The sequence below is a fragment of the Vibrio sp. 1159 genome, from assembly GCF_033340395.1.
Taxonomy (GTDB): Bacteria; Pseudomonadota; Gammaproteobacteria; order Enterobacterales; family Vibrionaceae; genus Vibrio; species Vibrio alginolyticus.
The window spans coordinates 169,132-183,358 of sequence record NZ_JAWOWL010000006.1 but is presented as its reverse complement, the minus strand read 5'-3'; the positions used below and the strand labels follow the sequence as shown (position 1 = coordinate 183,358).

The window sequence follows — 14,227 nt, the reverse complement described above, 5'->3', positions numbered from 1 at the left end:
GGCTACGACGATTGATGGGCGTAGCCGCTCAGATCGTAGTTTCTTGATTTAGTTCCATCGAATTACGCAACAAAGCCTTCGAAGGGCTGACTGCAACAACATTTGGTCAATTTATCGCTTTTATCGGCAGCCCTACTATTGCACTATCAATAGCGACGTTATTAGCGGTTTACACATTGGGTAATAACCTTACCAAAGAAGAAGCGAATGAAAAGATGGAACAAGGAATCTCCACTTGTGGCATCATTTTGTTAGTAACAGGAGCTGGTGGCGCGTTAGGTGCCGTATTGCGTGAAACGGGTGCGGGCGCAGAGATTGCTAACCAAGTTGCAGGGCTTCCTATTTCTGCGGTTATGATTCCATTTATCATTGCGACGTTAGTTCGTATTATTCAGGGCTCTGGTACAGTCTCCATGATAACCGCTGCTTCTATATCTGCCCCAGTTTTAGTGAATATTCCTGACGTTAACCTTTTATTCGCAGCGACGGCAGCTACGATGGGATCTCTATTTGCTGGCTACTTTAATGACTCGCTATTCCATATTGTTAATCGATTAATGGGGGTGACTGAGGTTAAGAAACAACTCATTATTTGGACTATTCCAACAACAATTGCTTGGGCTATTGGTGGTTCATTAGTCATGATTCTTAACTTATTCTTCGGATCTCATGGTTCAATCTTTGATCCTGTGTTACCACTTGCTGTACTTTTGGGGTGTGTTGCATTTACAAAATCTTACAGCGCTAAGCACGTCGAATTACAAGAGGTATAAAGGTTTACTTGTACTCTTCCATAAAGTAAAAACCTATCACAATATGTATTTTTATCAGATGGTTTAGAGATTGTTAATAATATGAACGGCCCTATGTTTGGGCCGTTTTAGTTCTTATAAATAAACTATTTAACTTGAACCGATATAGGTTCCATTTTCAACTTAATCAATATGAAATGGAATTGTTATTTCCCGCTTAGTAAGCGATTACATATAAAGGATATATTCGAGTGTAACCCTAGTGACTTTACTCTAGCGAAGTAGGGTTACTTTATATAAGAGTCCAGTACTTTTAATACGACTTCCATATCTTTTTCACGTTGAGTTTTGTCTTCCTCAAGTACAACGTGCTCAAGTAAGTGACCTTTAATTACTTCTCGCATCAAACCATTTACTGCTCCCCGAATAGCGGCAATCTGCTGCAACACATCTTGGCATTCATGCTCTTCTTCCAGCATTTTTTTAAGTCCATTCACCTGACCCTGTATTTTACTGACTCGAGTGTTGAGCTTCTTTTGATCTCTGGTTGTATGCGACATGTCTTATCTTCTTTAAGTTACGGGCCGAGTTATTCTAACTGATAATGTAGCACTCAATTTATACTGGGGGGTAGTATTTAATACTAGGGGGGAGTATAGTTTGCGATAAATTAGAATCAACAACAGAGAACAACAATGGATTTTGTCGCGTTACTACAACAAGGTAATGGGTGGTTCTTTATTCCCAGTGCCATTTTGCTTGGCGCTTTGCATGGTTTAGAACCTGGGCACTCTAAAACGATGATGGCGGCGTTCATTGTCGCTGTGAAAGGAACGGTCAAACAAGCCGTGATGCTGGGTTTAGCTGCCACACTTTCTCACACTGCAATTGTATGGTTAATCGCTGTTGGCGGGATGTATATTAGCCAGAAATTCACCGCTGAAGCGGCTGAACCATGGATGCAACTTATCTCTGGGGTCATTATCGTGACAACCGGCGTATGGATGTTTTGGCGGACATGGAGCGATGAGCGAGCTTGGAACAAAGCTCAGGATCATGCTCGCGACTGGACGACGCAAGTTGTGGATACAGGACATGGGCATGTTTCGCTTTCGATTACAGAGGAAGGGGAACATCACCGTTTCCAGTTGCGAACACTCAGCGGTAAACCTTTAACTGCTGAAGGTATCAAGGTTTCGGTATCGAGTGATGGTTATCAACCTGCTGATATTTATCACTTTATAGAGCGTGATGGATACTTGGAATCGGCGTCTTGCATTGAAGTCTCTAATGGACTTTCTGTCACTTTGAGCATCGGGCACCATGATCATACCCATGACTTTGATGTACATTTTCGTCCTGGTTCTCATTTAGAAAGCGAAGATAAGGAATATCAAGATGCTCACGAACGCGCTCACGCTTTAGACATTCAAAAACGCTTTGAGAATCGAGACGTGACGAATGGGCAAATTCTGCTGTTTGGATTAACGGGTGGTTTGATTCCATGCCCTGCTGCGGTAACGGTTTTGCTTATCTGTTTGCAGCTTAAGGCAATGACTCTTGGTGCGACTTTAGTTGTGTCATTCAGTATTGGCTTAGCCTTGACTCTGGTTGCAGTTGGCGTTGTGGCAGCAGTGGGCGTGCAAAAAGCGACATCTAAATGGAGCGGTTTGAATGATGTTGCACGTCGAGCTCCTTACTTATCGGGCGTCTTGATCAGTGCAGTTGGTTTATACATGGGTATGCATGGATACATATCGCTGACGAGTTAAACTCTGTGATAAAGACTCTTTTCCTTTCTTTTTGTATGGGTAATGGCTTCATGCCTTGGTTTGCATGTTTTGCTGCCGATTCTTGATTGAGAATCACTCGATCCGACATCGCTGCCATATCTACAAACCAAGTCATTCTCGCTTCACCAAGCATCTCGGATTACAACCGCTGCAATTGTGGCTCTAATATCTGAACCTGAGATACTAAATGATAAAACGGGAGCACTGACCACAGCGCTCCCGACGGCAAAACGCTAATTAGAACTCTTTTCTTTAATGTTCGATACCAATTTGGTCGCATAGTTAAATTTAACTATGCAAACGTTTCCTTTTGCGTACTCGTCCCTTCGCCAAACCTCGTAGAAATGTGACGTTTTGAAGACTTTTTTTCCTTCTGTCTAAAGTAATCGGGAACCAAGCAGATACATAGTTATAAAGTTATGTCTTGCTCTGCCAAACAGACCCAAAATGCAGTTTGGTTGGTTTTGGAGAAGAAAGGCTTAGCGCTCGATTAATGAGCATCAATTGAATTGTATTGAGACAATTATAATGAAAAGAATCATCTTATTAGCAGTCTGCGCCATGTTTGGTATTGCTGTCGTGGCGAGTATGGCATCAACGTACCTAATTTCGAGTCAGAAAATCGATGACATCATCTTAAACAAATCCCAAGTTCAAGCTGAGTTTCTAGCGGGAAATGCGAGTTATATTTTGGAGAACTCAGCCAATCCAATGCAAGATTTACAATCGCTTGTTGAGGGGCTGAAACAACGTTCAGACGTGAGTTATGCCGTTGTAATTGATCGTAACGTGACGGCAGTAGCCCACAGTGATAAGCACAAGCTGAACAAAACCTATAACGATGAATATACTGTTGAAGGCGCGACGAGAGGTGTTCAACAGTACTCAAAGTGGTATGCCGATGTACAGAAAGTATGGGTGTTTGACATCATGGCACCAATTTATGTGGATGGTCAGTTATACGGTACTTTTGATATTGGTATTCCTATTACCGAAGTGAGCCAAGCGACGAATGGAATTATTACTTACCAGTTGATCTCTATGGTGGCGATCTTCGTTATGTGTGTTTTGATTCTGTCACTTCTGCTAAATAAACTGATGAGACCGCTTTCTGCGCTTAAAGACGCTCTACAAGACATCTCAAAAGGAGACGGAGACTTAACCGTTCGTTTGCCAGCGAAAGGTAATGACGAAGTCGCGCAAATTTCTTCTGCTTTCAACGTTTTTGTTGGGAAAGTACATGAGATTATTACACAAGTTGTAAATACTGGTGTGGAGCTTAATAGTTCAGCTGTCGCTTTGCGTGGGCAATCTCAACAAGCGCTCACAAGAGGGCAAGAGCAGAACGAGCAAACCATGCTGGTTGTCACATCCATGAACGAAATGATTGCGACGGTCAATGAAATTGCCTCCAATGCTGCTGGAGCGGCAAATGCTGCGAGTGCAGCAAGTAATGAAGCGCAAGATGGCTACACGACGCTAGAAAGAACCAAAACGGCGATGACTAATCTTGAAAACGAGATGAACAGCACTTCCAACATTATCGTGAGTCTTGCTGAAAATACTCAGTCGATTGGTAGTATTCTAGAGGTGATTAGAGGTATTTCGGAGCAAACCAATCTATTGGCTCTCAATGCGGCTATCGAAGCTGCACGCGCTGGTGATGCCGGCCGAGGTTTTGCAGTCGTAGCTGATGAAGTTCGCAACCTAGCGACTAAAACGGCTCATTCTACCGATGAAATTGACAATATGATTCACCAGCTACAAACTGAAGCTCAAAGTGCGGTGAATTCAATGAGTAATAGTAAGACTCTTATTGAAGAAGGAACGGCAGAAACTGAGTTAGCTCGACAGGCTTTAGAAGCAATAGCTGCACAAGTGACGACTATTTCAGATATCAATACTCAAGTAGCAACCGCAACAGAACAGCAATCAACGGTAGCAAACGAAATTAATATGAACATGGATACCGTCAGCCACTCAGTGAAAAGTGCGCTAACGGCGAGTGAGCAACTAGAAGCATCAAGTCAACAACTCGCGGAGCTATCGCGAACACTCGATCGTCACGTGGGAGCGTTTAGAATCTAAACGCCAACTGACCCTCTTTAATAAAAAGCCAGTAAATGTTAATTGCTGGCTTTTTTATTTGAAAAAATCGAGTCTCAAATCGCTTAGCGGTGTCTGTCCTTTCTAGACGATAAAACAAAATATGATAAATTAGTTGAGTAAAGCTTAGCTAAGCGTTAAGTTTCGCATTTTGCTTTAAATGTTCAACAAACATAGATATTTTCTTAGCTACATGTTTTCTAGACGAGTAAAAGGCGTAAAGCACTAAATCCTCAGGTTCGTACTCTAGAGTGACGATTTCTAGCTCACCATTTTTGATCTCATTTTGGCATGACTCAATTGGCAATATTGCGTATCCAAGCCCTGATAACGCGCCATATCTGGCGAGATGACCGCTGTTTACTTTGAATGAAGATTGCACAGTTTGAGTAATATGGCCCCCAACAGGGTTTTTGAATACCCATGGTGCACCATTTACTGCGGTAAGCGTCGTGATGCAGGGAACATGACTTAGATCCGTAATTTTGTAAGGGGTGGCGTATTTCTCAATTAGTTGAGGCGCGGCTAAAATGGCACTGGGCCAGCGTTTTATCTCTCTCGCCACCCAGTTACTGTCTGACAAAGTCCCTCTATGAAAACTCAAAATGACATCAAAGCTATCAATAACATCATCTTTAGGGTTTAGCGTTGTATCGCAAGACAAAGAGATTGACGGGTATTGCGTGCAAAAGGTGACAACCGCTTTGGCCAGTACAGGTGTGTCTGGCATAAGAATTCGCAGTTCCCCTGTTACCGTGTGTGAGTGGCGCGTTACCGTTTCTAGTGCGGCGTTGAGTTGCTCCAATAACGGACGAGTGCTGCTATAGAGCTCTTCTCCAGCCTCGGTAGGCGTCATTCGCCTTGTTGTTCTATTGAACAACCTAATGTTTAACTTTTCTTCAAGCAGGGCAATGTGTCGGCTGATATTTGATGTTGGTATATTCAAACACTCAGCGGCTCGCTTAAAGCTGCTGTTCTCATAAACACAGTGAAAACTTTTTAACCAGATTTGGTCAACGTTATCAAACATTTCATTATCCCATTTTATTGGATTATCAAGCCAGCATATCGCACTTTATCCCTGTACTAAGTTACATACAATTTTATTTACAAGTTTAAGCGAACAAACAACGAGATATCGCGCTAGAACGTAATCAATAGTGGTGAATTTATGAGCTGGTTAGAACGGTTATTTGAGAATAAAAATATAATAGGTTCGCGCAAAGCGTCTATCCCTGAGGGCGTTTGGACAAAGTGTCCTGAGTGTGAACAAATACTTTATAGTGCCGCGTTAAAAGAAAATTTGGAAGTATGCCCTAAATGCTCATATCACATGAGAATGGCTGCGCGTCAAAGGTTGATCTCTTTTCTGGACCATGGAACACAACAAGAGTTGGCAAGTGAGTTGGAGCCACAAGATATTTTGGGTTTTAAAGACTTAAAGCGATATAAAGAGCGAATTGCTTTAGCACAGAAAACGACTGGAGAAAAAGATGCGTTGGTGGTGATGGAGGGCAAGTTATTGGGTCTGCCTGTTGTTGCGTGTGCATTCGAATTCTCTTTCATGGCAGGCTCGATGGGCGCAGTGGTTGGCGAGAAGTTTGTCCGAGCAGTTGAAAGCGCAATTAATACAAAATCTGGGTTAGTATGTTTTTCCGCTTGCGGAGGGGCGCGCATGCAAGAGTCTTTGGTGGCACTCATGCAAATGTCAAAAACCAGCGCCGCGTTAAACCACTTATCTGAGCACAGATTACCCTATATCTCAGTATTGACGGACCAAACTTATGGTGGCGTCTCGGCGAGTTTAGCCATGTTAGGAGACATCAATATTGGTGAACCTAAAGCAAGTATTGGCTTTGCGGGAAGACGGGTCATTGAGCAAACGGTACGTGAAAAGCTACCAGACGAGTTTCAGCGAAGTGAATTTTTACTAGCGCATGGTGCGCTAGATATGATTGTCGATAGACGTGAAATGCGCGATCGCGTTGGCCGCTTACTGGCTAAGTTAACCAACGCGAGGGTGGTCTCAGAATAGGTTGTATTAAAGTTAGACTTAGTACTTGCGTTTATTGAGCCGTAATCATTACAAACCGTTCATTTTGCCCCCATCTTGGTTCCGCATTCATTAGGCTGAGATCCAACGCCGTTTGGTATGGGTCAACAGCAAAATGGTCGCTTACTAACCCCCAGAGCATCCAGTTGATTGCGGTTTCATTCTCGGTAAGCTCTTCGAGTGGCGCTTGGAGGAAAAAGTACTCATCTTCGCCATCGTAACCGAGCCGATCATAGATAATGTAGCGTAGCTCTCGATCCAAATCATGTTGGAGGTTGATTGAGTCGTACAGTTGCTCTTCTGTTGGGCCATTCTCATGGTGATAAACATTGCGTTTTGACTCTTTGCGTAAAGTACCTGCGCCAGTTTCAATGCTTACTTTCTTTTGTGAGTGTTGCTCAAGAACTTGAATGATTTCATCCTCTAGTTGATCGAGTTTACTCAGCAAAACTTGATTGTTTATGTCACCAGCGGGGGAGGCCATCGTTTGGAAGGCTTTCACTCTCTCGTAGACTGCTTTCCCGTGAGGAAGGGCTGCAAAACACTGTTCTTGGAGCGCTTCATTGGCTTGCCAAATGCCCGAGTAGAGCTCGTAATCATGTGTATATGGTGGAAGCTCTTCAGTATCTTCCCCTAATAATTCTCGCCAGTGCTTTTGCCACTGTTCTTCTTTTGCGTGTTTTACACGCGCGTATTGCTTAACCCAGCGGTTACGAAGTTTTACCCCAAAAATGGCAAGTCCCCATGGAGCGAGCAAATAAAAATAATAGTGAGAAGAGTTATCCCAAAAGTAACCGTAAACGTAAACACCAAAAGCAAGCACCCAAGTTCCAATAGTACAAGCAATAACCCCGGACATTATTGATGATTGGCGCTTTGTTTCTCTTAATGTATTACCTTCAGAACATAACCAAAAAATGCCGCCAAAAACAAAGGCAAACGTTGTCATGAAGTAGGCAATCCCCGCTCCCCAAAATCCCCAAAGTGACATGTATTATCCCTAGCCAAATATCTGCTTTATTCACTCATCAATGACTGGAGGAGTAAATGTGTTTGATTTGGCGGAGAATTTACCATTAATGCCAACCTTTTGATATGCACTCTATGACTTATTGGGAATGAGTCACAAATAAAAATAGATGGTATCAAGCATCAAAATTTAATTTAGAACCTTTGATTGTCGTGAACTCTATCTGGAAGAGTTAAGGGGGGCGTTTAAGGGCAATTTTCCTCATAAAGTCGTTATTTAGAAAAAGGTAAATTAATGTTTTTATTGATAATTGTGAGTTTTTTGGAGTGGGATTGCTCCCATTTAATTAGAGTAAAAGACCTATTTTTGGGAGCGGTTTCATAAATTTTATGACACTGATTTCACTGTTTGAGCTGTAAAGAATATAAACCCCCACTCAATATATGTTAATAATCAATGAGTGTTGTTATGTCTCATATCCGTTTTTTCCCGCGCCATCGTTTGGCGCTTGCTTGTATGCTAGCGAGTGTGTCTGGCTTCTCTTTTGCACAAAATCAGTGTGCTGTTGCTGATTTACAACAATCGCGAGATCTGGCTACTGCCGTTTCTGGTGCTGAGTATGATTGCTACCACGCATGGTTTTCAGCACCTTCAGAAACGCTGAATGATATCTATAGTGAAGCGAGCCTAAGCCGTATCCAAGTCGCGCTGGATCAAGAAATCGCTCGCTATCGTGGTGAAGCAGATCAAGCTCGTATTCTAGAGAACCTAGGCGAATTTATTCGAGCGGCCTACTACGTTCGCTACAACGCTGGTACTGGTACACCTGAGTTTTCGCAAGCGTTGAGTCAGCGTTTTGCTCAGTCGACGAACCTATTCCTAAACAACCCTCATGCTTTGGATCAAGGTCGTGAACAAGTTGGTGCAATGAAGAGCCTGACTTTGATGGTTGATAACGTTAAGCAGTTGCCGCTGACCATGGATAGCATGATGGCCGCGTTGATGCACTTTAATCGTGAAACCGCGCAGGACACGCAATGGGTCGATGGTTTAAACAACTTGTTCCGCTCTATGGCAGGCCATGCGGCGAACGATGCGTTCTACCGATACATGGCAAACAATACACACCATATTGATACGTTGGTGAAATTCGCATCTGATAATGCTTGGGCATTAGATACGGATGCAAGCTTTATCGTTTTCAATGCATTACGTGAAACTGGTCGTTTGCTCGCGAGCCCAGATCAGGAGACCAAACGCAAAGCATTGGCAGTAATGCAACAGTTGATGCAGCGTTATCCACTGGGTAGTGAGCATGACAAACTATGGCTTGCTGCCGTTGAAATGATGAGCTACTACGCACCAGAAGGCCTAAATGGTCTGAATATTGAGCAAGCCAAGCAAGATTTAGCTGCACGTGTAATGCCAAATCGTTTTGAATGTCAGGGACCTGCCATTATTCGCTCTGAGGATCTGACCGATGCTCAAGCAGCGAAAGCGTGTGAAGTGCTAGCGGCAAAAGAAGCCGACTTCCATCGAGTTGCGAATACGGGTAATCAACCTGTCGCTGATGATTTGAATGATCGTGTTGAAGTGGCGGTATTCGCGAGTAACACTAGTTACGTTGATTACTCTTCATTCCTATTTGGTAATACAACGGACAACGGTGGTCAGTACCTAGAAGGTGACCCTTCAAAAGCGGACAATACTGCGCGTTTCGTCGCTTATCGCTACGCGAATGGTGAAGATCTCTCTATCTTGAACCTAGAACATGAATACACGCACTATTTAGATGCACGATTTAACCAATACGGTTCGTTCAGCGATAACTTGGCTCATGGTCATATTGTTTGGTGGCTAGAAGGTTTTGCTGAATACATGCATTACAAGCAAGGTTACCAAGCTGCGATTGAGCTGATTGCAGATGGTAAACTGAGCCTTTCCACTGTGTTTGATACCACGTACTCTCACGATACCAATCGTATCTATCGTTGGGGTTATCTAGCTGTTCGATTCATGTTAGAAAATCATCCACAAGACGTCGAAAGCTTGTTGGCATTGTCGCGCTCTGGCCAGTTCGAACAATGGGCACAGCAGGTGACGTCTTTAGGTCAACAATACGATGCTGAGTTTGAACGTTGGTTGGACACATTAAAAGTGGAACCTGAGCAACCTGATACAGACCCAGAAGAGCCAACAGAACCAACAAGCCCTGAAGCACAAGTGACTGAATTGACGGCGAACCAAAGCCTTCAGCTCAGTGGCGAAGCATACAGCGAAAAACTGTTCTACGTTGATGTTCCAGCCAACACCGTTAACTTCAATGTATCTATTGAGGGTGCGGGTGATGCGGATCTTTACATGAGCTACAACAAAGTCGCGCATTACTATGATTTCGAAATGAGTCAATATGCTGATGGCAGCAATGAAGAGATTGTGTTTGAACCAGAGCAAGATGGTTACGTTAAAGCGGGTCGTTACTACATCAGCTTAACTGGACGTGATAGCTATGACTCAGTAAATCTTGTGGCTGCGTTAGAAGTGGAAGCGCAAACACCGCCAACCCAAGTGCAAGATGATTTAGCACCTGTGGTACTAGAGTCTGGTGAAGCCAAAATGCTTACCGTTCACAAGCAGCGTTATGCAGCAGTTCATGTGCCTGAAGGTGTAGAAGAGGTTCGTGTATGGCTAACGGCTCACTCTCAAACTGGTAATGTCGATCTATACGCGAGTAGGGAGCATTGGCCTACAGTAGAGCAGCACGAGTATGCGTCCAACTATGCAGGCAGCAATGAATACCTTGCGATTCCTGTTACTGAAGCAGGGTACGTGCACTTCGCTCTTCAGGCTCCAGAGCAAGGCGATGACGTTGAAATGCTAGTGCACTTCAACTAAACAGGTTCGATTAACTAAAGTCGAGATAAAACGTCGCTGATACAGCGACGTTTTTGTTTATATCGGACACGATTATAAACAAACAGCGGCGAATGCTAGTTAATCGGCTGATCTATCGAGTTATCAGTTGCCCTTTTTCTAAACGGCTTTAGGTTTGTATTGCAATTTACCGCGCACATAAACTTTTTTAGCGACGCGTTCTGTGACCTAGCTTCTGATTTGTGTTTCCCAAATGGATACAATATATATGCACCCCGTGCAATAAAGTGAAAAGGGAAAGACATGAAAACGCTTATTTATGAAACGTTGATTAGCCTTGCTAACCAAGAACCAGAACAACATGCAAGAATCCGACAAAATCTCTATGAACAGTTGGATCTGCCGTTCGATAAGCAGCTGGCTTTGTATTCTTGTGCCCTTGGTCCTGCAAGTTCAGGCAAGTTGGAGAGCAGTCAAGGCATTAACAACGCGGTAGATTGCGCGGTTAAACTGCTTGAAACTCCTGAGCGCTAATTCACTCGTTGTTTTAATCACGGCCCGAACCCCAAGGGCCGTTTTTAATTGCGGTTAAATTGATTTCAACGTCGTTATTGCTCTGCTCTTTCCGCTAGCACTTCTTTGAATGCAAACATGCCGTTTAATGCCGCGGGAAACCCTGCGTAGACGGACATCTGCAAAATGATCTCTTTAATCTCATCCTCGCTACAGCCTACATTCAGCGCTGCATTTAAGTGCACTTTTAGTTGCGGCGCGCAATTCCCCATTGCCGTTAGCGCGGCGACGGTTGCGATTTCTCTCGATTTTAGGTCTAAGCCCGGGCGAGCATAAATATCGCCAAACGGATACTCAATGGTGTACTGAGCTAAATCTGGACAAATATCTTGTAAGCTTTCGATGACATTATGACCAGCGTCGCCATCAATTTGAGAGAGTAGTTCTAATCCTTTGTTAAAGCGTGATTGTTCCATCGGTATGTTCCTAGTGAATAAACGTAAACACACCTTAATCGTTAGAGTTAACTCTAAGTCAACGAACTTTTCCGCTTTTATACAAGGCAATTTTTTCTTCTAGAGCCGATAAGTGCTTTTTCTGTTGTTCAATGTGGCGTTTGAGGTTTTCTTGGTGGCGTTCTAACAGGGCTTGACGTTGTGGTACAGATTGAGAGCCGACTTCCCTTAATTTGGCATACTCTAGAATCTCTTCAAGTGGCATTGCAGTTTCTTTTAAACGCTTAACAAAGCTTATCCAGTTTAGATCTTTCGAACTATACATTCGATGTCCACTCGCGTTTCTATGGACATGTTTAAGTAAACCGATTTTTTCATAGTATCGAAGTGTATGAGCAGATAGCCCGACGAGGTCAGAAAATTCTTTGATATTCATTATTATCCTCCAAGGTAGAGCATACCCCATAGAGATAAGCTAAGTTTCGCATTTTGAAGTCATTTCGGGACAGATACAAACAGAAATCTTTAGTCTTTTAACGCTAGGTATGGTGATTTACTGGATTTTTGAAACGCGCCAAACGTGATCCATCTGCCAGTTTCGTTTTATTAACAATTGATTACTCAACGGGTTGGCTTGGCTATTTTTATCCTTTGGGCCTATTTTAGGGCGTACATAGGTCTTATGTTCTATCTTTTTGAATTTAAGTTTTTGTTAATCAAAACAATGCCTTAGTTTTGTGTTGGTCTGTTCGGGTTGTATGTCGTGTGCCCGTTATTCACTCAGAACGATTTATCGCTGTGCAATGGATGAGTCGCTACGCCTTCGATTTCAGCCTTGAGTTAGTGCTAAAAGGGTGAGTGCCTCTGATGAATAGCTTTTATAATTTCGATTATTGAATTCACTCACAAAAAAATGCAAACAAGTAATCGTGAGTGGAAACGAGCAGGAGAACAACATGAGTGGCTCACAGGAAACACAATCATTCGGTGCAAACGTTATCTTACATGCGTTTGATTGGAAGTATGCTGACATTGCCCAACGAGCAAAAGAAATCCGCGAGCTTGGTTATGGCTCTGTGTTGGTTTCGCCACCAATGAAAAGCGCACACGATGAGCGCTGGTGGCAGCGTTATCAACCACAGGATTATCGTGTTATCGATAATGCCTTGGGTGATACCAAAGATTTTATTCATATGGTTCGTGAACTGGAGCAAGTTGGTGTGTGGGTTTATGCCGACGTAGTGTTTAACCATATGGCAAATGAGGCCCACCTTCGCAGAGACCTTCAGTACCCAAGACAAGAGGTCTTGGAGGAATACCAGAACAACAAACAGAAATATCAGTCGCTAGCGTTGTTTGGCGATCTATCTCAACCACTTTTTGATGAAGAGGACTTTGTTGAAGCATTCGGCATCAAAGACTGGAAAGATAAGTGGCAGGTTCAAAACGGACGTATCACAGGTGGGCCAACCGACCCTGGCTTGCCAACTCTTCGTGTTTGTGACCATGTCGTTGAACAGCAGCGAGCGTACCTAACGGCGCTGAAAGCTATTGGTGTGAAAGGTTTTCGTATTGACGCTGCGAAACACATGACGTTAGAGCATCTTAAGCGTGTTTGGACAGACGACATCACGCGGGATGTGCACATATTTGGCGAAATTATTACCGATGGCGGTGCGACGGAAGAAGAGTATCAGCTGTTTCTTGAGCCGTATCTACAGGAAACTCGCCTAGGTGCGTACGATTTCCCTTTGTTCTCAACCATGTTTAAGGCGTTTGCTAAAAAGGGTAGCTTCAAGTCTCTGATTGATCCCTATTGTTTTGGTCAGGCTCTGTCCCCCGGTCGTGCGATTACATTTGCTATCACACATGATATTCCTAACAATGATGTCTTTCTTGAGCTCATCATGGACGAGGAAAACGAATGGTTAGCTTATGCCTATATTCTAGGCCGAGATGGTGGTGTGCCGTTGATTTATACCGACTTAAACACTAGCGGTATTAAAGGTAAAAATGGTCAGCCAAGATGGCAGGGTGCATGGAGCGATCCGAGAATGGCAAAAATGATCCAGTTCCATAATATGACGCATGGCGAGCCGATGAGTGTTCTTGAAGGTAACGATGACATGCTCGTACTTAAGCGAGGTGACAAAGGTATTGTGGTGCTTAATAAATCACAGCGTCAACAGTCTTTGACATTAAAAATCGATGGTGATTGGGTTGATTTGATGACAGAACAAATCATTCCAAGTGACGGTAAGTTAATCGTACCATCTAAGTCGTCGATGTTACTCGTCGCGAACTAGAAGATGTACACACCGAGGTTAGCAATTTCGGTGTGTATGTTTATCATCGTCATTCACGTTCTGCTGAAATTCAATATAAACTCAAACTCTCTCGTTTTTGCTAGAAATTTATGAGCACTCGTTAACGCAACATTCTGCTTTTAAAAAAACAATTACGTCATCTAAGCACTGATATTCTGCAACACAAAAAAGGGTTCTACCCTCTCGGCGCTGGGTGAGAAGACCAGCTGAAGCAAGGCTCGAGATATGATGAGAGAGAGTGGATGCTGGAATGCCAAGCTTTTCTTGTACGCCGCCTACCGCGATACCTTTGTATCCCGCTTTGACGACTTCTTTGTAAATACTTAAACGAGTCGGATGCCCTAACTCTTTTAGTGCTTTAGCAACGGCTTCAAGCTCCATACT

At 43.4% G+C, this 14,227-nt stretch carries 12 protein-coding genes and 1 pseudogene; 7 read left to right on the top strand and 6 right to left on the bottom strand.

Annotated features, from left to right (window positions below; genetic code table 11):
* Window positions 1-83: 83 nt before the first annotated feature.
* Window positions 84-773, top strand: a pseudogene (locus R7127_RS07585) (GntP family permease); the annotation flags it as partial.
* A gap of 266 nt (window positions 774-1,039) precedes the next feature.
* On the opposite strand, the gene rcnR reads toward R7127_RS07585, so the two are convergent.
* On the bottom strand, window positions 1,040-1,312 hold the full coding sequence (gene rcnR, locus R7127_RS07580) for a Ni(II)/Co(II)-binding transcriptional repressor RcnR (RefSeq protein WP_005375370.1): 273 nt from the start codon (window positions 1,310-1,312) through the stop codon (window positions 1,040-1,042).
* Window positions 1,313-1,447: 135 nt separating this feature from the next.
* Between rcnR and R7127_RS07575 the strand changes: the two genes are divergently transcribed.
* Together R7127_RS07575 and R7127_RS07570 are read left to right on the top strand one after the other, a co-directional pair.
* The gene (locus R7127_RS07575; RefSeq protein ID WP_042521547.1) at window positions 1,448-2,524 is read left to right on the top strand and encodes a nickel/cobalt efflux protein RcnA; all 1,077 of its coding nucleotides are present in this window, start codon (window positions 1,448-1,450) and stop codon (window positions 2,522-2,524) included.
* Window positions 2,525-3,073: 549 nt separating this feature from the next.
* Window positions 3,074-4,633, top strand: coding sequence for a methyl-accepting chemotaxis protein (locus tag R7127_RS07570; protein ID WP_031778895.1), 1,560 nt, complete (start codon window positions 3,074-3,076; stop codon window positions 4,631-4,633).
* A 148-nt stretch (window positions 4,634-4,781) separates the two neighbouring features.
* Here the strand turns inward: R7127_RS07570 and R7127_RS07565 are convergent, their stop codons facing one another.
* Window positions 4,782-5,681 carry a LysR family transcriptional regulator gene (locus R7127_RS07565; protein ID WP_172563898.1) on the bottom strand — a complete coding sequence of 300 codons (900 nt, stop codon included), beginning with the start codon at window positions 5,679-5,681 and terminating at the stop codon, window positions 4,782-4,784.
* 141 nt (window positions 5,682-5,822) lie between these two features.
* Here R7127_RS07565 and accD point away from each other — a divergent pair, with 141 nt between their 5' ends.
* A complete protein-coding gene (accD, locus tag R7127_RS07560) occupies window positions 5,823-6,686 on the top strand; it encodes an acetyl-CoA carboxylase, carboxyltransferase subunit beta (RefSeq protein WP_064354563.1) in 864 nt (287 codons plus the stop codon).
* Between the two features lie 31 nt (window positions 6,687-6,717).
* Here accD and R7127_RS07555 read toward each other — a convergent pair whose 3' ends face one another.
* Window positions 6,718-7,695, bottom strand: a complete 978-nt coding sequence (locus R7127_RS07555; protein ID WP_172563897.1) for a hypothetical protein — start codon at window positions 7,693-7,695, stop codon at window positions 6,718-6,720.
* A gap of 447 nt (window positions 7,696-8,142) precedes the next feature.
* On the opposite strand from R7127_RS07555, the gene R7127_RS07550 reads away from it, so the two are divergent.
* Both R7127_RS07550 and R7127_RS07545 read left to right on the top strand, forming a co-directional pair.
* Window positions 8,143-10,569, top strand: a complete 2,427-nt coding sequence (locus tag R7127_RS07550) for a M9 family metallopeptidase (protein WP_318142078.1) — start codon at window positions 8,143-8,145, stop codon at window positions 10,567-10,569.
* Window positions 10,570-10,851: 282 nt separating this feature from the next.
* Window positions 10,852-11,082, top strand: coding sequence for a PAS factor family protein (locus R7127_RS07545; RefSeq protein ID WP_005375384.1), 231 nt, complete (start codon window positions 10,852-10,854; stop codon window positions 11,080-11,082).
* A 74-nt stretch (window positions 11,083-11,156) separates the two neighbouring features.
* Here the strand turns inward: R7127_RS07545 and R7127_RS07540 are convergent, their stop codons facing one another.
* Window positions 11,157-11,537, bottom strand: a complete 381-nt coding sequence (locus R7127_RS07540) for a carboxymuconolactone decarboxylase family protein (RefSeq protein ID WP_054728771.1) — start codon at window positions 11,535-11,537, stop codon at window positions 11,157-11,159.
* Between the two features lie 58 nt (window positions 11,538-11,595).
* Window positions 11,596-11,952, bottom strand: a complete 357-nt coding sequence (locus tag R7127_RS07535; RefSeq protein WP_047101703.1) for a MerR family transcriptional regulator — start codon at window positions 11,950-11,952, stop codon at window positions 11,596-11,598.
* 520 nt (window positions 11,953-12,472) lie between these two features.
* Here R7127_RS07535 and R7127_RS07530 point away from each other — a divergent pair.
* On the top strand, window positions 12,473-13,822 hold the full coding sequence (locus R7127_RS07530) for an alpha-amylase family protein (RefSeq protein WP_047101701.1): 1,350 nt from the start codon (window positions 12,473-12,475) through the stop codon (window positions 13,820-13,822).
* 108 nt (window positions 13,823-13,930) lie between these two features.
* Here the strand turns inward: R7127_RS07530 and R7127_RS07525 are convergent, their stop codons facing one another.
* Window positions 13,931-14,224, bottom strand: a complete 294-nt coding sequence (locus tag R7127_RS07525) for an ArsR/SmtB family transcription factor (RefSeq protein ID WP_047101698.1) — start codon at window positions 14,222-14,224, stop codon at window positions 13,931-13,933.
* Between the last annotated feature and the right edge of the window lie 3 nt (window positions 14,225-14,227).